This window comes from Pusillimonas sp., from assembly GCF_029263785.1.
GTDB lineage: Bacteria > Pseudomonadota > Gammaproteobacteria > Burkholderiales > Burkholderiaceae_B > Pusillimonas.
Genome location: NZ_JAJUFE010000005.1, coordinates 1 through 19,552 on the forward strand (window position 1 = coordinate 1; position 19,552 = coordinate 19,552).

Below are 19,552 nucleotides of genomic sequence, written 5' to 3' on the forward strand. Positions count from 1 at the left end.
CTGAACCAGACGCAACAAGCACGCGGAGACAAGATTTTCGTCAATCCGCGCAATGCCGCGGCAGGTAGCCTGCGTCAGCTCGACCCGCGCATTACCGCAGGGCGTCCACTGCGTTTCTCTGCTTATGGCTGGGGAGAAATCAACGCAGTTCATCCCGCGACCCAGGCCGCCATGCTTGACTGGCTGGCAGAGCTTGGCCTGCCAGTCAACAACGAGCGCAAGGTCGTGCGCGGCGCGGAACAGTTGCTTGCCTATCACCAGGCCATGGCCGAGCGCCGGGGCCAATTGCCGTTCGACATAGACGGGGTCGTTTACAAAGTCAATTCTCTTGACGCACAGGAAGTGCTCGGCTTCGTCGCCAGGGCTCCGCGCTTCGCTATCGCGCACAAGTTCCCTGCCCAGGAAGAAACCACCTTGCTTACGGGTATCGAGGTGCAAGTGGGCCGAACCGGTGCAATTACCCCGGTTGCCCGACTGAAGCCGGTTTTCGTGGGAGGCGTCACCGTTACCAATGCCACGCTCCACAACGAAGACGAGATCCGCCGCAAGGACGTCAGAATCGGCGACACCGTCATCGTTCGACGCGCCGGCGACGTCATCCCCGAAGTCGTTGGCCCCGTCATTGAGTTACGGCCCGACAACGCCACCATGTTCGTCATGCCGACCGAATGCCCTGTGTGTGGTTCCGCGGTTCAACGTCTTGAAGGCGAGGCCGTATCGCGCTGCACCGGCGGACTGTTCTGCGCTGCTCAACGCAAGCAATCCCTGATCCATGCAGCCGGCCGAAAAGCGCTTGATATCGAAGGGCTTGGCGAAAAACTTGTCGATCAGCTCGTCGATAGCGAGCGCATCCACTCGCTGGCCGATCTTTTCACCTTGCGGGTCGAAGAGTTAATGCTGTACGAGCGCATGGGCCGCAAGTCTGCAGAAAATCTTATCGCCGCCATAGAGAAAGCCCGTGAACCGTCCTTGGCGCGTCTCTTGTTTGCATTGGGAATCCGGCACGTCGGCGAAACTACGGCACGCGATCTGGCGCTGCATTTCGGGTCGATCCAGGCAGTGATGGATGCCGACGAAGAAGCCCTGCTGTCTGTAAAGGATGTCGGACCTGTCGTCGCAAGCTCCATCATCCAGTTTTTTTCCGAGGCTCATAACCGTCAAGTTGTACAAGCCCTGCTTGATGCCGGTGTCCGGCCCAGCGTCGAGGCCACCCCCAGTGGCAGGCACGTTCTAAGCGGCAAGACCCTTGTACTGACAGGCACCTTGCCTTCCCTGACCAGGGACGACGCGACCCGCCTCATTCTGGCGGCGGGCGGCAAGGTCAGCGGTTCCGTGTCGAAGAAAACCAGTTACGTCGTGGCCGGTGAAGAGGCAGGAAGCAAGCTAGCCAAGGCCGAAGAACTGGGGATCCCCATCCTGGACGAGAACGCGTTACTGCAATTGCTGCAAGACCAGTGATAAATCCCGGAAGTGCAACCCGATAGGCCCAAGCGCTGGTGCCGGGGGCTAATCCCAAGCCCCCGGCCATCCAACTGAACTACGACCTTATAACGATAACCGGTATCCAAACTGGCCGGCGCTGCAATTCAGCCCACCTGGCAAGACACCGGCACATCAGCCGACCTGACGTGACGGCTACTTGATGTCAGCCGACTTCATCATGTCTTGCTGAAACTGCACCAGCCTGTCCTGACGCAGCATTTCTTCAATCTGTGGCTTCACATCGTCCAGCGCCGGGATCGAAACAGGGCGGCTGTCGTCAACCTGGATGACGTGCCAGCCAAACTGACTCTTGACCGGCTCGTCAGTCATCTGGCCCTTCTTGAGTTTTTCGACCGCCTGCGCAAACTCCGGCACATAATTGCTGCTGGGCGCCCAACCCAAGTCGCCGCCATTGGCTCCGCTACCCGGGTCGATCGAATCTTTCTTGGCAGCCGCTTCAAAGGTCGTCTTCTTGCTCTTTATCGCTGCGATGAGGTCCTTTGCCGCCTGCTCTTCCTGAACAAGAATGTGGCGGACCTTGAATTCCTGGCGACCTTCTTGCGACTTCTTGATCTCGTTATATTCCTTCTCGATGTCCGCGTCCGTCACCGGATGCTTCTTCAGATGGTCCGCCATCAGCGCACGAACCAGAATCCCCTGGCGCGCCAACTCGATTTCTTGCTTTACCGCTGCTTGCTTATCGATGCCGGCTTTTTCCGCTGCTTGCACCGCCACCGTGCGTCCGATCATTTCTTGCTTTACGCGTTCGCGAAGCTGAGGAGAATCTTGCGCGCCTTGCTCTACCAGGAGTGCTACGAAATCGTCCAGTTGCTTTTGAGTAATAGCCTTTCCATTGACGGTTGCAATGTTCTGGGCGTAGACGGGAAGTGCGATCGCGCAGCTGGCGACGAACAGGGTGAGTCGTTTCATGTGTACCTTCTTGCAGGAATTGTGCAGGTTAAGTTTTGCTGGTTTCGATGGCCAGAGCGTGGATGGGATGCGGGATAAGGTCTTGCACGCGATCATACACGAGACGATGACGGGCGAGCGGACCGAGCCCCGCGAACTGAGGTGTAGCAATAATTACCCGGAAATGACTGGCACCATCGCGAGCACCTGCATGTCCCGCATGGAGATGCGACTCGTCCATGATTTCGAGCAAAGTCGGGTCAAGAGCCTGAAGGCGTTCGCGCAATAGAGCCGCCCGTTCCGTTGCAATTGAGTGAGTTGTCGACATCAGTGATTTTCCTTCTTGCCGGGCAGTACCTGGGCCTGGTCAGTCTTGATATGACGCCCCAGCCAAAGCGATTGCGCGATGACAAACACAATCATCAGCGCCATCAGCCCGAATACCTTGAAGTTGACCCATTGGGCTTCCGTGAACCGTCCGGAGAACGCCACGTACAGATTGAGCCCACCCGAAACCACAAAGAACGCCGCCCAGCTCAAGTTGAGCCTGTCCCAGATGGCAGGTTCCAGGCTGATTTGCGAGCCCATGATCTTTTGCATCAGGTTGCGCCTGAATATCCATCGGCCACCGACAAGAATCGTGGCGAACAGCCAGTACAGCACCGTGGGCTTCCATTTGATGAACGCGTCGTTGTGCAGCAGTAATGTGGCGCCCCCGAACACGATGATGACCGTCAGATTGATCCAGTGTGTCGTTTCGATTGCTTTGCCACGCAGCTTGATCCAGAGGATTTGCCCGACACTTGCAGCCATCGCGACCGCTGTGGCCGTATAGATATCGTAGAACCTGAATGCTGCAAAAAACAGGATCAGCGGAAACAGGTCAAAGAGAAATTTCTTCATTCGGCGGGTTCGAAGTCAAGCGACACGGAATTGATGCAGTATCGCAGGCCGGTAGGAGGAGGGCCGTCGGGGAAGACGTGGCCCAGGTGAGCGTCACACACATTGCACAGAACCTCGGTTCGCACCATGCCGTGAGACAAGTCTTGTTCTTCGCGAACCAGGGCGGGGTCGAGTGCCTCGAAATAACTTGGCCAGCCACAACCCGCGTCAAATTTTGTGTCGGAGGCAAATAAAGCGGTTCCGCAGCCCACACAACGATAGATGCCTTTTTGCGTTGTGTTCCAGTATCTGCCCGAAAAAGGCCGTTCCGTCCCCTTTTGTCGTGTGACGTAATATTCTTCGGGAGTCAGTTGAGCGCGCCATTCCGCGTCGGACTTACGTACTTTTTGCATCACTACACCTTATGCCGGACACCATGTCAAAGCTTTTACTATGTTAATCGACTTTGAAATCGAATGTCGGTTCCCGCCAGAGCGGGGTTGATGGTATAAGGTGGCCCCAATAACAAGAAAAGGCGCCATATGCAGGGAATCCCCTAAAAGACTTTGCAATTTTTTGGCTCCATAATTCCAAGTTAGCACAAACCTGAAATGTATTTCAGGCTAACAGTTGTGCTATCTAATCGACTTCATTAGTGTGGCAGGAATGGATTCAACGATAATACTTATATTGCTCCAGGATGGCGTCCTGAACGGTGCCGTCTATGCACTGCTGGGGCTGGCCCTGGTGCTGGTTTTCCTGGTTACGCGGGTAATTTTCATTCCCCAGGGCGAGTTTGTCGCGTATGGGGCGCTTACCTTGGCCTTTCTGGTCAATGGCAAGGTGCCCGGCACCGTGGCGTTACTGCTGATAGTGGGTGTGGTCGTGTTTATTGCCGACCTCATTGCAGCGCTGCGCCATCGCGAATGGAGCAGCCTGCCCAAGAAAGCCTTCTGGTCCCTGGCTTTACCCGTCGTTCTCTATTTCGTGGCGCCTTATATCGTCAGCACCGACACGCCGCTGTGGCTGAACGTGCTGTATGCGCTGGCATTGGTCATACCGCTGGGGCCCATGGTGTACCGCCTGGTGTACCAGCCAGTGGCTGAGGCCAGTGTCCTGGTGCTGCTGATCATTTCGGTGGCAGTGCATTTCGCCATGCTGGGACTGGGGCTGGTGTTCTTCGGTGCCGAAGGCTGGCGTACGCCTCCCTTCATGGAAGGCTCAATCGAGATGGGCGCCATTTCGTGGTCGGCGCAGACATTCTTCGTGCTGGCCACCTGCGCCGTGCTGATTATCGCCTTGTGGATCTTCTTTGGTCGTACGCTATATGGTCGCGCCCTGCGCGCCACCGCCGTCAACCGGCGCGGTGCCCGCCTGGTGGGCATCAGTACCAATATGTCGGGCAGCCTCACATTCACCCTGGCCGCCGCCATCGGTGCCTTGTCAGGCATGCTTATCTCGCCCGTTACCACCATTTACTACGATACGGGCTTTCTCATCGGTCTCAAGGGATTTGTAGCCGCCATCATCGGCGGTCTGGGCAGCTATCCGCTGGCTGCCATCGGGGCCCTGTTCGTCGGCATTCTCGAGGCATTCTCGTCGTTCTGGGCTAGCGCCTATAAAGAGGTCATTGTGTTTACCCTGATCATTCCTGTATTACTGTGGCGCTCGTTCGGCACAACTCACGTTGACGACGAGGAGTAATCATGAACCGTATCATCCTGATCCTTTTTCTCATCGTCATGCTGGTGCTGCCGGCCTGGTCCGGCACACCTGAATTCTGGATTACCCAGCTCAATTACATCGGCCTGGCGGCCCTGGTCGTGTTGGGCCTGATCCTGCTGACCGGGGTAGGCGGCCTGACGTCCTTCGGGCAGGCGGCGTTCGTGGGTATCGGTGCCTATACCACTGCGTACCTCACCACGGCCTCCGGCTGGTCGCCCTGGCTGGCCCTGCTGGCCGGTCTGGTCATCACCTTCGTGGTGGCCTACGTGCTGGGTGCGATTACCCTGCGGCTGTCCGGGCACTACCTGCCGCTGGGCACCATTGCCTGGTGTCTGTCACTGTACTACCTGTTCGGCAACCTCGAATTTCTGGGCCAGTACGACGGTATTGCAGGTATTCAGCCCATCAACTTCCTGGGCTTGTCCCTGCGTGACGGGCGCGATATTTATTATCTGATCTGGCTTGTTGTGTTGTTGTCCATGTGGGCAACGCGCAACCTGCTCGACTCCCGTCCGGGGCGCGCCATTCGCGCGCTGCGCAGCGGCGGCGGCATGGCCGAGTCATTCGGCGTGAACATGGCCTCGTACAAGGTCATCATCTTTGTCTATTCGGCCTTGCTGGCGTGTCTGTCGGGTTGGCTTTACGCCCACATGCAGCGCGCCGTCAGCCCCAGTCCCTTCGGACTGAACTACGGTATCGAGTACCTGTTCATGGCGGTGGTCGGTGGAACCAGTGTGTGGGGCGCCATTGTGGGGTCTGGCCTTATCCTGACGCTCAAGGACCAGATTCAGAACGTGTTGCCCAAGGTCATCGATACCACGGCCAACTTCGAACTGGTGGTGTTCGGCATTCTCATGATTTTGGTGCTGCAGTATGCGCGCGACGGTGTCTGGCCCATCATCTCCTCAAAGTGGGCTGATATTACGGGTCAGTCCAAAGGCCGGCGCGCCGCATCGGCGCCGCCCGAAGCGCCCGCGCTGCCCCAGCGTCAACGCCCGGAGGCGGGCAAGCTGGTTCTCGAGGTCGACGCGGCACGCAAGGAGTTCGGAGGCCTGGTAGCGGTCAACGACATCAGCTTCACGCTCAAGGCCGGCGAGATCATGGGTCTGATCGGCCCCAACGGGGCGGGCAAAAGCACCACGTTCAACCTGATCACCGGCGTGTTGCCGGCCACCAGCGGCAAGATCTCCTTCCTGGGTCATCGTCTCGACAAAATGCCCTCGCGCGAAATTGCCAAGCTGGGCGTGGGGCGCACTTTTCAGCACGTGCAACTGCTGCCCACCATGACGGTTCTCGAAAACGTCGCCTTGGGGGCTCACCTGCGCGGCGAGGTCGGGGTGGTGCCGGCGGCGCTGCGTATCGAGCGTCGTACCGAAGCCGCCTTACTGCATGAAGCGGCAAAGCAATTGCAGCGTGTCGGCCTGGGCGACTATCTCTACGAACAGGCTGGCAACCTCGCGCTGGGTCAGCAGCGTATTCTGGAAATCGCTCGCGCACTTGCGGCGGATCCGGTGCTGCTGCTTCTGGACGAACCGGCGGCAGGCCTGCGCTACAAAGAAAAGCAAGAGCTTGCCGGCGTACTGGATCAACTCCGCAAAGAGGGCATGAGCATCCTGCTGGTCGAGCATGACATGGACTTTGTCATGAACCTCACGGATCACCTTGTGGTCATGGACTTCGGCACCAAGCTGGCCGAAGGCACACCCGCCGAGATTCAGCAAAACCCTGTCGTACTCGAAGCCTACCTTGGCGGCATCGACGACGACATCGAATTCGAAACACCCGAAACCCCAGCCACTGCAGGAGGTACAGCATGAGCACGGGCGCACAACAACCAGTGCTACAGGTCGAGAACCTGAGCACCCAATACGGCAAGGTCCACGCACTGCTCAATGCCAATATCACGGTCGCACCGGGCAGCATTGTCACCGTTATCGGTGGCAACGGCGCGGGCAAGTCCACCATGCTCAACTCCATCATGGGCTCCTTGCCAGCGGCCGGCAGCAGCTCCGGTTCGGTCCTGTATCAGGGTCAGCAGGTCAGCGGCTGGAACGTCGAGCGCCGTGTCGGAGGCGGCATGTCGCTGGTGCCCGAACTGCGCGAGCTGTTCGGCAGCATGACCGTCGAAGACAACCTGCTGTTGGGCGGCTTTCGCCTGTATCGTGCGCGTCAGGCGGGCTGGAAAGACAAGCTGGATGAAGTCTTTGATATCTTTCCGCGCTTGCGCGAGCGGCGCCAGCAGCACGCCGGCACGCTGTCGGGCGGAGAGCGTCAAATGCTGGCGGTTGGCCGGGCTCTTATGGCACAACCCAAACTGCTGATGCTTGACGAGCCCAGCCTGGGGCTGGCTCCACGCATTGTGCGCGAGATCTTCCAGATCATCTCCCGGCTGCGCAGTATGGGGGTTTCCATCTTGCTGGTTGAGCAAAACGCGCGTGCCGCCTTGCAAGTGGCTGATTATGGCTACGTGCTTGAAACCGGCGAGGTCGTGCTTGAAGGGCCTGCCCAGGATCTGGCGCACAACCCTCGGGTTATCGAAAGTTATCTTGGGTTGGGCAATAAGGGCAAAGAGGCCGAATTGGCGTCTTAGTGCCCAAGCATGACACCAAAGGTGTCGTATTTGTCGGCCAAGGAGTCTGAAGCGGCCTGGTCAATGACCAGGCCGTTTTGCATGACATAGAAGCGGTCGGCCAATGGACCGGGGAAATCGAGGTTCTGTTCGATGAGCAGCACTGTGTAACCCAGGCTGCGTAATTGCTCGAGCATGGTCGTCAGGCTTTGAACCATGACGGGTGCCAGACCGTCGGATATGTTGTCGAGCAGCAATAAATTGGCACCAGTACGCAGAATTCGTGCGATGGCGAGCATTTGCTGTTCGCCGCCCGACAAGCGGGTGCAAGGGAGATGGCGGCGTGGATACAACGACGGGATAAGTTCGTAAATTTCGGCAAGCGACATGCCGCCGCCCAGGGTGTCTTCGGCGCTTGATGGCAAAAGCAGGTTTTCTTCACATGAGAGCCCAGTGATGATGCCGCGACCGGCGCCGCAATAGCCGACTCCGAGGTGATGAATTTTATCGGCGGTGTGATGGATGGATTCGGTGCCGTGTATGCGTATCGATCCTTTGCGTCGGGAAGTTCTTCCCATGATGGTTTGCAGAAGTGCGTCGTGTCCGGAGCCGGCGCGTCCCATAAGCGCAACGACTTGTCCGGCTTCGACCTGCAGGTCGACGCCACGCAGAACGTGTTGTTCGTCGTGCCAGGCGTGCAGACCTACGGTTTCGAGTGCGGGGACGTTGAAAGTCGCTGCCGCAGGGTGCTCTTTCATATTATTGCTTGCTTTACATGACGCACGGATGTTTCGGATTCGCGCGTGTGCCGTGGACCGGTGCTTGGTCACTGCCAGGCGCTTGGGTTCAGCCTATTTACTCTAGTATGAAATTTAATTTTGGCGAGCACTATGGGGGTTTTTCATAGGCTATGGAAAACCCCCAGGCAAGCACTTTATCGCGCTTGCGTCTTGTACTTGTAGTCGCAAAGGTCTGCAATTGCGCATTGCGGGCATTTTGGATTGCGGGCGACGCACACATAACGGCCGTGCAAAATTAGCCAATGGTGGGCGTCTTGCAAGAATTCCTTGGGAACGAACCGTTCGAGCTTGCGTTCGACCTCCAGGACGGATTTCCCCGGAGCGATTCCGGTTCGGTTCGAGACCCGAAAAATATGGGTGTCGACCGCGATGGCAGGGACGCCAAATGCAGTGTTGAGCACGACATTGGCTGTTTTGCGACCCACACCCGGCAAGGCCTCAAGCGCTTCGCGATCGCAGGGAACTTCGCCACCGTGCACGTCGAGCAATATCTGGCAGGTCTTGATGACGTTCTGCGCTTTTGTCTTATATAGCCCGATGGTCTTTATGTATTCAGTCAGGCGCTCAAGCCCCAGGTCAAGGATTCCTTGGGGTGTGCCGTGTTCGGGGAAGAACTTGGCGGTTGCAAGGTTGACGGACCGGTCTGTGGCCTGCGCCGACAATATTACGGCTATCAGTAATTGAAAGGTTGTTTCGTACTCGAGTTCCGTGTTGGGAGAGGGGTTTGCTGCGCGGAAGCGTTCGAAGATTTCCTGGCGTTTCTGTTTATTCATGGGTCAGACAGAGGCGCGACGAGCCCTTGCGCGGGCAAGGGCGTCGGCGATTATTTTTTTCTTGGTGGTGGCATCGTGACTGGCTGCCTGGCTGAGACCGGCCTTGTTGGCAAGGGTGCGCGCTGCCAGAGATGACGATTCCTGATGCACGGCCTGAAGCCGCTTTTGCCGGGCCTGATGGTTGATGCGTGCCTGCTCGGCATGCGTTTTGGTCCACTCGTATCCGGCCGGCCGCATTTCGATGCAATCGACCGGACAGGGAGGAACGCATAGCCCGCAGCCCGTGCACTGATCCCCGATCACCGTGTGCATCAGCTTGTTTGCGCCCACAATGGCGTCGACAGGGCAAGCTTGTATGCACAGCGTGCACCCAATGCAATGGGATTCGTCGATATGGGCAAGTTTCAGTTCCTGCGGCTGTCCGCAACTGGTGTCCAGAGGTAGTTCCGGGCGCGACAATAACTGCGCCAGGGCCGCGACGCCCTGCTGACCCCCGGGTGGACAGCGGTTGATGGCTTCGCCTTCGTTGGCGATCGCTTCCGCATAGGGCCGGCACCCCTCATAGCCGCATTGCGTGCATTGGGTCTGAGGCAAAATGGCATCGATCTTGTCGACAATGGCGGAGGGGGTCATTGCAAAAGCGGGGCGCTTGGCCCCCGGGATAGCACTGCGCACTGCGCAGAAAACGGAAGTCAGGCCTGCTGATGCCGGCGAATGAAAGTACTGATTTTAGGACAAATTGTTTCGCGCCACCGGCGTCCCGAGAATATGCCGTAATGGCCGGCGCCCGCAGCCATGTAGTGCTGCTTGCGATCGGCTGGAATATTTGAGCATAGCTTGTGTGCGGCGCGAGTCTGGCCCAGACCCGAGATATCATCCAGCTCGCCTTCGATTGTCAGAAGCGCAGTGTGCGTGATGGCTGCCGGATCAACCCGGCGCCCGTCCACCTCCCATGCTCCGCGGGGAAGCAGGTAGTCCTGGAAGACGATGCGGATGGTATCCAGGTAAAACTGGGCAGGCATGTCCAGCACGGCATTGTATTCGTCGTAGAAGCGGCGATGAGCGTCCGCGTCGTCGTTGTCGCCTTTGATCAGATCGAGATAGAAATCGTAGTGCGAGCTTACGTGCCGCTGCGGGTTCATCGCGACGAAACCGGCATGTTGAAGAAATCCTGGGTAAACGTCGCGGCCGGCTCCCGGATAGCGAGGTGGCACCCGATGGATGAGGTTGTCTTCAAACCAGGAATATGGCTTGGTCGTGGCAAGCATATTGACTTCGGTCGGTGATTCGCGAGGGTCGATCGGACCCCCCATCATCACCATGCTTGAAGGCGTACTGGGGTCGTTGTCGGCGGCCATGAGGGATACGGCAGCCAATACCGGTACGGTCGGCTGACACACCGCAATGACGTGGCTGCCGGCTCCGAGGTGCTTGATGAACTCGCGCACATAGAGGACGTAGTCGCTGAGATGAAATTCGCCCTCGTTCAGGGGCACCATTCGAGCGTCAATCCAGTCAGTAACGTAAATGTCGTGCGCCGGCAACAGCGCCCTGACAGTGTCGCGCAGCAGGGTGGCGTGGTGTCCGGACAGGGGAGCCACCAGAAGCACTTTTGGGTCGGATTGCCGGTTCGCCGGCAGGCGCCGGTGAAAATGCACCAGATTACAGAACGGCTTGTGTAGCACGACGCGTTCGCGTACCGCGACTTTCTTGCCTTCGATTTGCGTGGAATCAAGGCCCCATGCGGGCTTTTCGTAATCTTTGCCCAGCCTGTGAATCAGCTCGTATCCCGCGGCAATATGACGCGAAAAAGGAGTGTATGCCAGGGGGCTGTACGGATGCGAGAAGATCTGCGACCCGGTGTCTGTGAACGCCGAGAGCGGGGTCAGGAACGAACGCTGTAGCTCGTGCAGATCGTAAAGCATGGGGTTCCAGGAAAAAGTGATTGACACCTAAATTATAGGGGTTATCAAAAAAAAATATATAAATATTTGAGCCGCAGAGCCGCTCACAGGCAGTGGCGCCATTTCAACGAGTGGTAGCAAGAAACCGGCCGGGCCAGCGGATATCGCCCTGATTTACCAGTAGTTTTCCAGCGCGAGATTGCCGGGATTGCCCCTTCGTCCCACTGCGAAGCCACGAGGCTTCAACAGGGCGCGGGCTTCCGTGAGCATGTCGGGGTTGCCACAAAGCATCACTTTCGAGCGATCAGGGTCCAGATCCAGGCCGGCCAGTTCTTCGAGTTGTCCGTTCTGGATAAGCTGTGTCAGGCGTGCCTGAGGCATATTGCCGAAGGGTTCCCGGGTCGGGATCGGCAGGTAGCGCAGCTTGGCCGGCCGCGATGAGCCGGCAAGCTGGGGGTGTCCGTGTTCCACCCAGTGCAGGATTTGGTCGCGGTAGGCAAGTTCTTCGACCTGTCGGACACCATGTATCAGGACAATGTTGTCGAAGGCCTTCCAGGTAGCGGGATCGTGCAAGAGGGACAGGTATGCCGACAAGCCGGTACCGGTGGCCAGCAGCCAAAGATCGCCCCCACTAATTCTGGAAATATCGGCTTCTGGCGCAAACCGCTCCAGCGTCAGGAATCCGAAGGCCGTCTTGTCGACATAAATGGCGTCGCCAACCTTCAATGCTGCGAGCCTGGGGCTGAACTCCCCTTCGGGAACCACGATGGAATAGAACTCCATGTGTTCGCGTTGGTGGGGCGCAGTGACCATGGAATAAGCGCGCCAGATGGTGGGCGCTGCGTGCGGGGTGTCGTCTGCCGGCAGTCCCAGTCGGGCGAATTGCCCGGCCACGAAGTCGAAGGCGGGGCTGCGAGTGGTTACTATCGAAAGCAGCTTGCCCGGTACCCAGCTACGCACTTCCAGCACGGCTTCGCGCGTGTACTTCAGATCTGACATCAATCCGGCCTACCCGCGCTCGAGGTACTTGAGTTTATCGGGAACGCCGTTCCAGTCGTCTGCATCGGGTTGAGGCTTTTTGGATCGATTGATCATGCCGAATTCGGGTGAAAGTTCGGCATTCAGAGCAATGAAGTCAATCTGATCAGCGGGCACGTCTTCTTCGGCAAAAATCGCGTTGGCAGGGCATTCGGGCACGCAGACAGCACAGTCAATGCATTCGTCGGGGTCGATAACCAGAAAGTTGGGGCCCTCGCGGAAGCAATCTACGGGGCAGACATCGACACAGTCAGTAAATTTGCACTTGATGCAGTTTTCGGTGACGACGTGGGTCATGGGAACAAGCTCCAGAAAGTATCGCAATGGTCAACACCCTCGCGACCTGGCTTGCTTGGCTTTGCTACGTCGAAAAAAGTAAAGGCATTAAACATTACAATAGGGGCGAAAGTACGCGAAAGCAATTTTACCCAATAAAAACATAGGCCTCCCGATTGACCTGTCCCCGAGTCAGGTCTTTCGCCTGCTTGCAGGCTTGGTGCCTGCCATGGTTTATCCTCGTTTCATGATCATTACCTCTTTACTAGACACCGATCTGTACAAATTCACCATGATGCAGGTGGTGCTGCATCACTTTCCGGCGGCTCAAGTCGAGTACCGGTATAAATGCCGCACGCCGAATGTCAATCTCAGTGCTTATCTGGACGAAATTCGGGCAGAGATACACGCGTTATGCCAATTGAAATTCACCGAAGAAGAGCTTGACTATCTGCGAAGCCTGCGCTTTATCAAAAGTGACTTTGTCGACTTCCTTGGCTTGTTCCACCTGCCCGAGAAATGCATTCATCTGTCTCTGGGCGAGAAGCCGGGCGAGATCGATATCCGGGTTAAAGGCCCGTGGCTGCATACCATTTTGTTCGAAATCCCCGTCCTTGCCATTGTCAACGAGGTGTATTTTCGCAACGAATGCAAGGATCCAGGTTGGGAAGAAGGCCGCCAGCGCTTGCAGTCAAAGATGCAACTGGTAATTGACGATCCCGATCTGGCGGATTTCCGTGTTGCCGAGTACGGGACGCGCCGCCGCTTCTCCAAAGTGTGGCACGACGAGGTCGTCGCCACCATGAAGCGCCAGATGGGTGTGCACTTTGCCGGCACCAGTAATGTTGCGTTGGCCATGAAGCACAACGTGACTCCCTTGGGTACCATGGGTCATGAATACCTTCAGGCCTGCCAGGCGCTGGGGCCCCGGTTGCGAGATTCCCAGGTATTCGCGCTCGAGGTCTGGGCCAAGGAATACCGTGGTGATCTGGGCATAGCCTTGTCGGACGTCTACGGCATGGATGCGTTCCTTCGCGACTTCGACATGTACTTTTGCAAGCTGTTTGATGGTGCCCGTCACGATTCGGGCGATCCCTTCGTCTGGGGTGAACGTTTGCTGGCGCATTACGCCGCAAACCGTACCGACCCCCGGACCAAGACGCTGGTATTTTCGGACGCGCTTACGTTTCCGCGTGCCATCGAACTTGCCCGCCGCTTTGCCGGCCGTTGCAAGGTATCGTTTGGAATCGGTACCAACCTGACCAACGATCTTGGCCACGAGCCTTTGCAAATCGTCATGAAGATGGTGCGCTGTAACGGACAACCGGTGGCCAAGGTATCTGACGCACCTGAAAAGACAATGTGTGACGATCCGGCATATCTGGCCTATCTCAGACAGGTTTTTCAGTTGCCCCCGAGTCCCTAGCCTTCGAGGGCGAGGCAGTCGGCGGCGAAAATCTGATGTTTTAACTCTTTTACAACAAGGCATAAGCAATGAGTGAAAAAAGTGCTGTGATCACTGGTAAGGCGACGCCACGGGGACGCTTTCCGCATTTCAAGCGGGCAGGAGACTTCATCTTCGTATCGGGTACCAGCTCGCGCCGGCCTGACAATTCCTTTGAGGGCGTCGAGGTTGATGCGATGGGCGTTACCAACCTGGATATTCGCGCACAAACCCGCGCCGTCATTCAGAACATCGCCGATATTCTGAAACACGCCGGTGCCGGCCTTTCCGATCTGGTTGATGCTCAGGTTTTTCTGGTCAACATGAACGACTTTGGCGGTTTCAACGAAGTGTGGGGCGAATTTTTCGACTACGATGGCCCGACCAGAACAACGGTTGCCGTTCATCAGCTGCCGCATCCCCATCTGCTGATCGAGATTCGCGCCACGGCATACAAGCCGCTGTCCGCCGAATGACCAACGCCTTCAACCTGATCGAATGGCAACACGATGATAGACATCCACTCGCATTTCTTTCCGCTCATTACCGAAGCAACCGCCAAGCAGTTTGATTCCCAACGTGCACCCTGGCTGCGCGTCAACGAGAACGGAGATCGCGGAGACATCATGTTCGGCGACCAGCCGTTCCGGCCCGTGTACCCGGCATTGTGGGACGCTGATTATCGAGTCAAGGAACTGGATGCCCAAGGGGTCGATGTTCAGATAACCTGCGCGACACCCATTATGTTTGGCTACACCTGGGACGCCTCGAAGGCCGCAGAGTGGGCACGTCAGATGAACGACGAGGCTATCGCCTTCTGTTCGAAATATCCAGATCGGCTCAAGGCCTTGTCCCAGGTTCCGCTGCAAGACACAAAACTGGCTTGTGCCGAAGCTTCGCGGGCGCAGGCGGCAGGATGTATTGGTGTCCAGATCGGCAACCACATGGGTGACAAGGATCTTGACCATCCCGATCTTGTCGACTTTCTGATTCATTGCGCCGAAGAATCCATTCCGGTGTTCGTGCATCCGTGGGACATGATGGGTGGGGAGGGGCGCATGAAGAAGTGGATGCTGCCCTGGCTGGTGGCCATGCCTGCCGAAACCCAGCTTGGCATGCTGTCCCTGATCCTGTCCGGAGCGCTTGAGCGTATTCCCGAAAGCCTGAAGATCTGCTTCGCGCATGGTGGCGGCAGTTTTGCTTATACCCTCGGACGTGTTGATAATGCCTGGAAGCATCGGGATATCGTTCGCCAGGATTGCCCGCGCCCGCCTTCCGAGTATGCAGGCCGGCTGCATACCGACGCGGCTGTTTTCGATCATGCGGCGCTGAATCTGCTGGTGAATACGATGGGTGAGGACCGTGTGATGATGGGTTCTGATTACCCCTTTCCGCTTGGCGAACAGCCCATCGGATCTCTCATCAATTCGGCGCCCGATCTTGCACCGGAACAGCGTAGCAAGCTGCTGGCCGGCAATGCCAGGACATTCTTCAACCTGGGCTGATATGGTGGCAAGGCACCTCTCGACTGCGCTGTAAAGTCTTGGTCACAGTAGCAGGGCCGCCAGGGTCCCTCCAATTTCCCTGCATCGGGTGGTGTCTTCTGCGGTGATCTGCTTTGGCGCGGCAATGGTTTCGGGCGTCTGGGCGTGTGTGATCGCAATGTAAGGGGGCGCGAACTCTTCCAGACGCCAGCCGGTGCAGATGCGCCGGGCTTGCCGCACAGCGCCCTGGCCGTCAGAGCCGGCGGCAATCAGCAGGGCGTAGGGCAAGCCATTGAGGCGGTCGAGTGCCGGGTAATAGCAGCGGTCAAAGAACTCCTTCATTTCCCCGCTGAGCGACGCCAGGTTTTCAGGTGCGCAGAAAATGAAGCCGTCGGCAGTGAGAAGGTCGTTGCCATGCGCCTTGTCTGCACGCAGCGTTCGCAACGAGAACCTGTCGGTTGCGCCTAGCGTATCTGCAATTTCCTTCGCGCCTTCTGCGGCCGCTTCGGCCATTTGCCGGGCCGCTCCGGTGCGAGAGTGCCATACGATAAGCACAGTACGATGTGCGCTGTTCATGGGGCCTTATAGCGAGCGGAATCAAGAACCGGTAGTATAGATGCCGCGCCCGTCGATTACTGGTTTCGTCTCGCAAGCATGCGTTGACCTGCGTGTAATCCGGCCGCCTACATTTACTAATCTGAAGCCTTATGTCCAGTACGCCCGATACTCCTGCCGATGCGCCTCCTTTTGATGCGGCCTGGTTCGAGCGGGTCTCGACAGGTCTCGACGACGATGGCGTATTGCTGCTGAAACAGGCGGTGCAATGGGTCAGGGAACCCCTGAAAGGTCTCAGGGCAAGCACGGGGGAACCCCTGGATTCTCACTGTGCCGCAGTAGCGCGAATTCTGGCGGCCATGCAGACCGATGCCGCGACCCGGGCCAGTTCCTTGCTGGCGGTGCTGCCCGACGACACCACAACATCCGGTAAGCAGAAAAGCCCCATGCTCAAGGTGTTTGGGGCCGAGATTGCTTCACTGGTGCAGGGCACGCGCTCATTGCTGCGGCTTGGTCTATTGGCCGGACGGTCTCGCGACGAGTCTGCCGACCCCCAGGATCAGAAGGAAATGCAGCGCAAGATGTTGCTGGCAATGGCAGCCGATCTTCGTATCGTGTTGCTCAGGTTGGCCTCGCGAATGCAATCCCTTCGCTGGTATGCAGAATCCCGTACGCCGTGTCCTGCCGAATTTGCACGCGAAACCATGGAGCTGTATGCGCCGTTGGCCAACAGGCTGGGCATCTGGCAGTTGAAGTGGGAAATGGAAGACCTTTCCTTCCGGTTTCTTGAGCCTGATACCTACAAGAGCATCGCCCGCCAGCTCGAAGAGCGGCGTACCGAACGCGAGACGTTTATTGCCGAAGTGGTCGAGGAACTTCGAACCATGCTGGCAGATGCCAATATTCGTGCATCCGTAACCGGGCGCCCCAAACACATATACAGCATCTGGAACAAGATGCGCATCAAGAACCTGCCGTTCGACAAACTGTACGACTTGCGGGCCCTGCGAGTGATTGTTGATGATGAAAGGGATTGCTACGCGGCCCTGGCCCTGGTGCATGCGCGGTGGACGCCCATTTCGGACGAATTCGACGATTACATCTCGCGTCCCAAGCCCAACGGTTATCGCTCCCTGCATACGGTGGTGTCTGATGAGTCGGGGCGAACGTTTGAAATTCAGATTCGCACGCAGGAAATGCATGTGTTCGCCGAGTACGGGATGGCGGCGCACTGGCGCTATAAAGAAGCGGGCGCGCAAGGTGGAACCCAGCGGGCTAGCGGCGAGTACGACCGCAAGATCGCCTGGATGCGGCAATTGCTGTCGTGGGGAAGTCAGGATGCGCCCGAGGATGGTCCTTCAGCGAACGATCTGCAGGCCGCTTCCGCCACTGAGTCGCGTTCGGTAACGTCAGACCGGATTTATGTGTTGACGCCGCAAGCTCGGGTAATCGAATTGCCGGCGGGCTCCACTCCCGTGGACTTTGCCTATTACCTGCACACGGATCTGGGCCATCGGTGCCGGGGGGCGCGAATCGACGGTCAGATGGCGCCGTTGCTGACCCGGCTTCAAACCGGCCAAACCGTCGAAATTATTGCAGCGAAATCTGGTGGGCCCTCGCGCGACTGGCTGAATCCTCAGTTGGGCTATCTGGCCAGCCCCCGTTCGCGGGCCAAGGTCAGGGCGTGGTTCAACGCCATCGAGTTGCAAGAACGCATGTCTAACGGGCAGGCGCTGGTCGAAAAGGAACTGCAGAGGCTGGGCAAGACTGCCATCAACCTGGAGCAGCTGGCCCAACAACTGGGTTTCGCCCGCGCCGATGACCTGTATGTGGCTGTTGCAAAGGACGAATTCAGCCTGCGCCAGATCGATCAGGCCCTGAAGGCTCCGGCTGCGAACGCCAATGAGCCTGAACAGCCACAGGTCTTTGTTCCCGGGCAGTCTCGAGCCGCTGATGCTGGGCGAAGCGGCGTGCTTGTCATGGGCGTGGATTCGCTCCTGACCCAACTGGCGCGTTGCTGCCGGCCCGCTCCGCCCGACGAGATTGCCGGATTTGTCACCCGTGGCCGGGGTGTATCGGTTCACAGGCGTGATTGCGCTTCGTTTGCAGGGTTGACTGCCAGGTATCCCGAGCGAATCATTGAAGTCGATTGGGGCGATACCGGCGAGACGGTCTATCCCGTGGATATCGGCATTCATGCACAGCAAAGCGCCAATCTTTTGCGGGATCTGTCCGACGTCTTCGGGCGGCTGCGACTCAATGTGATTGGCGTCAATACACATAGTCGCCGGTCGTTGGCGCACATGGTATTTACAGTAGAGGTCCGTAACGGTGAACAGATCAGCCGGGCCTTGACTGCGCTAAACGAGTTGCCGGGTGTGACGGCGGTGCGCCAGTAACGCTGCAGGGTGGGGCGCATCGAGCCGTGCGCTGGTAAAATCAGGGATTAACTACAGATCCGGTCAGCCATTTGGCGACCGCAGCAACTGAAGAGCCCATCATTGAAATCTTATAACCTGCCCGACGAGCAAGGGCATTTTGGCCAATACGGCGGTTCGTTCGTCTCGGAAACGCTGGTTCATGCGCTGGACGAGCTCAAGGACGCGTACGAGAAATACCGCAACGATCCCGATTTTCAGAACGAATTTGCCTACGAACTGAAGCATTTCGTGGGGCGTCCGAGCCCCGTCTACCATGCCAGACGATGGTCCGAGAAGCTTGGCGGTGCGCAGATCTGGTTCAAGCGCGAAGATCTCAATCATACGGGCGCGCACAAGATCAATAACTGCATCGGCCAGATCCTTTTGGCCCGGCGCATGGGCAAGCCGCGCATCATTGCAGAAACCGGTGCCGGTCAGCACGGGGTCGCCACTGCGACGGTAGCGGCGCGCTACGGGCTCGAGTGTGTCGTGTACATGGGAAGCGAAGACACACGGCGCCAGGCCTCCAACGTGTATCGCATGAAGCTGTTGGGTGCCAAGGTGGTGCCCGTTGATTCGGGCTCGTGCACACTCAAGGATGCCCTGAACGAAGCCATGCGCGACTGGGTGACCAACGTCGAAAGCACCTTTTACATCATCGGAACCGTGGCGGGCCCCCATCCCTATCCGGCCATGGTCAGGGACTTCCAGTCGGTTATCGGTACCGAATGCATCGAACAAATGCCATTGAACGCGGGGCGTCAGCCAGATTACGTGGTGGCGGCGGTAGGTGGCGGTTCCAACGCTATGGGGATTTTCCATCCCTATATCCCTTACGACGACGTTCAGCTCATCGGGGTCGAAGCCGCTGGTGAGGGCCTTGATACCGGCCGCCACGCCGCTTCCCTCAATGCAGGTGCGGTGGGTGTCCTGCATGGCAACCGTACTTATGTCATTCAGGACGAGAACGGGCAGGTCATTGAAACGCATTCAGTTTCGGCAGGGCTCGATTACCCGGGTGTGGGGCCCGAACATGCCTGGCTCAAGGATAGTGGTCGTGCCCAGTATGTGGGCGTCACCGACGACGAAGCCCTGCAGGCTTTTCATGACTGCTGCCGTACTGAGGGCATCATGCCGGCATTGGAGTCATCTCACGCCATCGCCCATGCCGTTCGCCTGGCTCCCACCCTGCCCAAGGACAAGATTATTCTGGTGAATCTTTCGGGCCGCGGAGACAAAGACATGCATACGGTTGCAGAGCGCAGTGGTATCAAGCTGTAGAACAATAAGG

The 19,552-nt window shown here is 57.8% G+C and carries 20 protein-coding genes; 9 read left to right on the forward strand and 11 right to left on the reverse strand.

Translation table 11 applies throughout. The annotated features are described in order from the left end of the window. Positions 1–1,458 (forward strand): NAD-dependent DNA ligase LigA (gene ligA / locus Q1J88_RS02415; RefSeq protein ID WP_301115813.1); only part of this gene is annotated, 1,458 nt, incomplete at its 5' end. A gap of 177 nt (positions 1,459–1,635) precedes the next feature. Here the strand turns inward: ligA and Q1J88_RS02420 are convergent. The 4 genes from Q1J88_RS02420 to msrB are packed head-to-tail and all read right to left on the reverse strand — an operon-like array spanning position 1,636 to position 3,686. Further along, positions 1,636–2,412, reverse strand: coding sequence for a peptidylprolyl isomerase (locus tag Q1J88_RS02420; protein ID WP_301115814.1), 777 nt, complete (start codon positions 2,410–2,412; stop codon positions 1,636–1,638). 28 nt (positions 2,413–2,440) lie between these two features. Beyond that, positions 2,441–2,719, reverse strand: a complete 279-nt coding sequence (locus Q1J88_RS02425; protein ID WP_301115815.1) for a BolA family protein — start codon at positions 2,717–2,719, stop codon at positions 2,441–2,443. Then, positions 2,719–3,294, reverse strand: coding sequence for a septation protein A (locus Q1J88_RS02430; RefSeq protein ID WP_301115816.1), 576 nt, complete (start codon positions 3,292–3,294; stop codon positions 2,719–2,721). Before Q1J88_RS02430 ends, Q1J88_RS02425 begins: the two co-directional genes overlap by 1 nt. Then, positions 3,291–3,686 carry a peptide-methionine (R)-S-oxide reductase MsrB gene (gene msrB, locus Q1J88_RS02435; RefSeq protein WP_301115817.1) on the reverse strand — a complete coding sequence of 132 codons (396 nt, stop codon included), beginning with the start codon at positions 3,684–3,686 and terminating at the stop codon, positions 3,291–3,293. Before msrB ends, Q1J88_RS02430 begins: the two co-directional genes overlap by 4 nt. Before the next feature lie 253 nt (positions 3,687–3,939). Here msrB and Q1J88_RS02440 point away from each other — a divergent pair, with 253 nt between their 5' ends. From Q1J88_RS02440 to Q1J88_RS02450, 3 genes are read left to right on the forward strand one after another with little or no spacing between them, the layout of a single operon-like run. Then, the gene (locus Q1J88_RS02440) at positions 3,940–4,977 is read left to right on the forward strand and encodes a branched-chain amino acid ABC transporter permease (protein WP_301115818.1); all 1,038 of its coding nucleotides are present in this window, start codon (positions 3,940–3,942) and stop codon (positions 4,975–4,977) included. A gap of 2 nt (positions 4,978–4,979) precedes the next feature. Continuing rightward, the gene (locus Q1J88_RS02445; RefSeq protein WP_301115819.1) at positions 4,980–6,815 is read left to right on the forward strand and encodes a branched-chain amino acid ABC transporter ATP-binding protein/permease; all 1,836 of its coding nucleotides are present in this window, start codon (positions 4,980–4,982) and stop codon (positions 6,813–6,815) included. Next, the gene (locus Q1J88_RS02450) at positions 6,812–7,588 is read left to right on the forward strand and encodes an ABC transporter ATP-binding protein (RefSeq protein ID WP_301115820.1); all 777 of its coding nucleotides are present in this window, start codon (positions 6,812–6,814) and stop codon (positions 7,586–7,588) included. The genes Q1J88_RS02445 and Q1J88_RS02450 overlap by 4 nt, the downstream gene beginning before the upstream one ends. On the opposite strand, the gene Q1J88_RS02455 is transcribed toward Q1J88_RS02450, so the two are convergent. The 6 genes from Q1J88_RS02455 to fdxA all read right to left on the reverse strand — a co-directional run bounded on the left by Q1J88_RS02455 (position 7,585) and on the right by fdxA (position 12,379). Continuing rightward, positions 7,585–8,325, reverse strand: coding sequence for an ATP-binding cassette domain-containing protein (locus Q1J88_RS02455; protein WP_301115821.1), 741 nt, complete (start codon positions 8,323–8,325; stop codon positions 7,585–7,587). The two genes, Q1J88_RS02450 and Q1J88_RS02455, sit on opposite strands and share 4 nt — an antisense overlap. Positions 8,326–8,501: 176 nt before the next feature. Next, on the reverse strand, positions 8,502–9,140 hold the full coding sequence (gene nth, locus Q1J88_RS02460; RefSeq protein ID WP_301115822.1) for an endonuclease III: 639 nt from the start codon (positions 9,138–9,140) through the stop codon (positions 8,502–8,504). Between the two features lie 3 nt (positions 9,141–9,143). Further along, positions 9,144–9,836, reverse strand: a complete 693-nt coding sequence (gene rsxB, locus Q1J88_RS02465) for an electron transport complex subunit RsxB (RefSeq protein ID WP_301115937.1) — start codon at positions 9,834–9,836, stop codon at positions 9,144–9,146. Further along, positions 9,833–11,065, reverse strand: coding sequence for a polyhydroxyalkanoate depolymerase (gene phaZ, locus Q1J88_RS02470; RefSeq protein WP_301115823.1), 1,233 nt, complete (start codon positions 11,063–11,065; stop codon positions 9,833–9,835). The genes rsxB and phaZ overlap by 4 nt, the downstream gene beginning before the upstream one ends. 153 nt (positions 11,066–11,218) lie before the next feature. Further along, positions 11,219–12,043, reverse strand: a complete 825-nt coding sequence (locus Q1J88_RS02475) for a ferredoxin--NADP reductase (protein ID WP_301115824.1) — start codon at positions 12,041–12,043, stop codon at positions 11,219–11,221. A gap of 9 nt (positions 12,044–12,052) precedes the next feature. Then, positions 12,053–12,379, reverse strand: a complete 327-nt coding sequence (gene fdxA / locus Q1J88_RS02480) for a ferredoxin FdxA (protein WP_301115825.1) — start codon at positions 12,377–12,379, stop codon at positions 12,053–12,055. A 226-nt stretch (positions 12,380–12,605) separates the two neighbouring features. Between fdxA and pncB the strand changes: the two genes are divergently transcribed. From pncB to Q1J88_RS02495, 3 genes are all read left to right on the forward strand, one after another. Next, positions 12,606–13,784, forward strand: coding sequence for a nicotinate phosphoribosyltransferase (pncB, locus tag Q1J88_RS02485; protein ID WP_301115938.1), 1,179 nt, complete (start codon positions 12,606–12,608; stop codon positions 13,782–13,784). Between the two features lie 68 nt (positions 13,785–13,852). Then, entirely contained in the window at positions 13,853–14,278 is a 426-nt protein-coding gene (locus Q1J88_RS02490) for a RidA family protein (protein ID WP_301115827.1), read from the forward strand. Positions 14,279–14,311: 33 nt separating this feature from the next. Further along, positions 14,312–15,307, forward strand: coding sequence for an amidohydrolase family protein (locus tag Q1J88_RS02495; RefSeq protein ID WP_301115829.1), 996 nt, complete (start codon positions 14,312–14,314; stop codon positions 15,305–15,307). Between the two features lie 42 nt (positions 15,308–15,349). Here the strand turns inward: Q1J88_RS02495 and Q1J88_RS02500 are convergent, their stop codons facing one another. Continuing rightward, on the reverse strand, positions 15,350–15,862 hold the full coding sequence (locus Q1J88_RS02500; RefSeq protein ID WP_301115830.1) for an NAD(P)H-dependent oxidoreductase: 513 nt from the start codon (positions 15,860–15,862) through the stop codon (positions 15,350–15,352). Between the two features lie 131 nt (positions 15,863–15,993). Between Q1J88_RS02500 and Q1J88_RS02505 the strand changes: the two genes are divergently transcribed. After that, entirely contained in the window at positions 15,994–18,240 is a 2,247-nt protein-coding gene (locus tag Q1J88_RS02505; RefSeq protein WP_301115832.1) for a bifunctional (p)ppGpp synthetase/guanosine-3',5'-bis(diphosphate) 3'-pyrophosphohydrolase, read from the forward strand. 102 nt (positions 18,241–18,342) lie between these two features. After that, a complete protein-coding gene (gene trpB, locus Q1J88_RS02510) occupies positions 18,343–19,542 on the forward strand; it encodes a tryptophan synthase subunit beta (RefSeq protein WP_301115833.1) in 1,200 nt (399 codons plus the stop codon). The last annotated feature ends 10 nt before the right edge of the window (positions 19,543–19,552 follow it).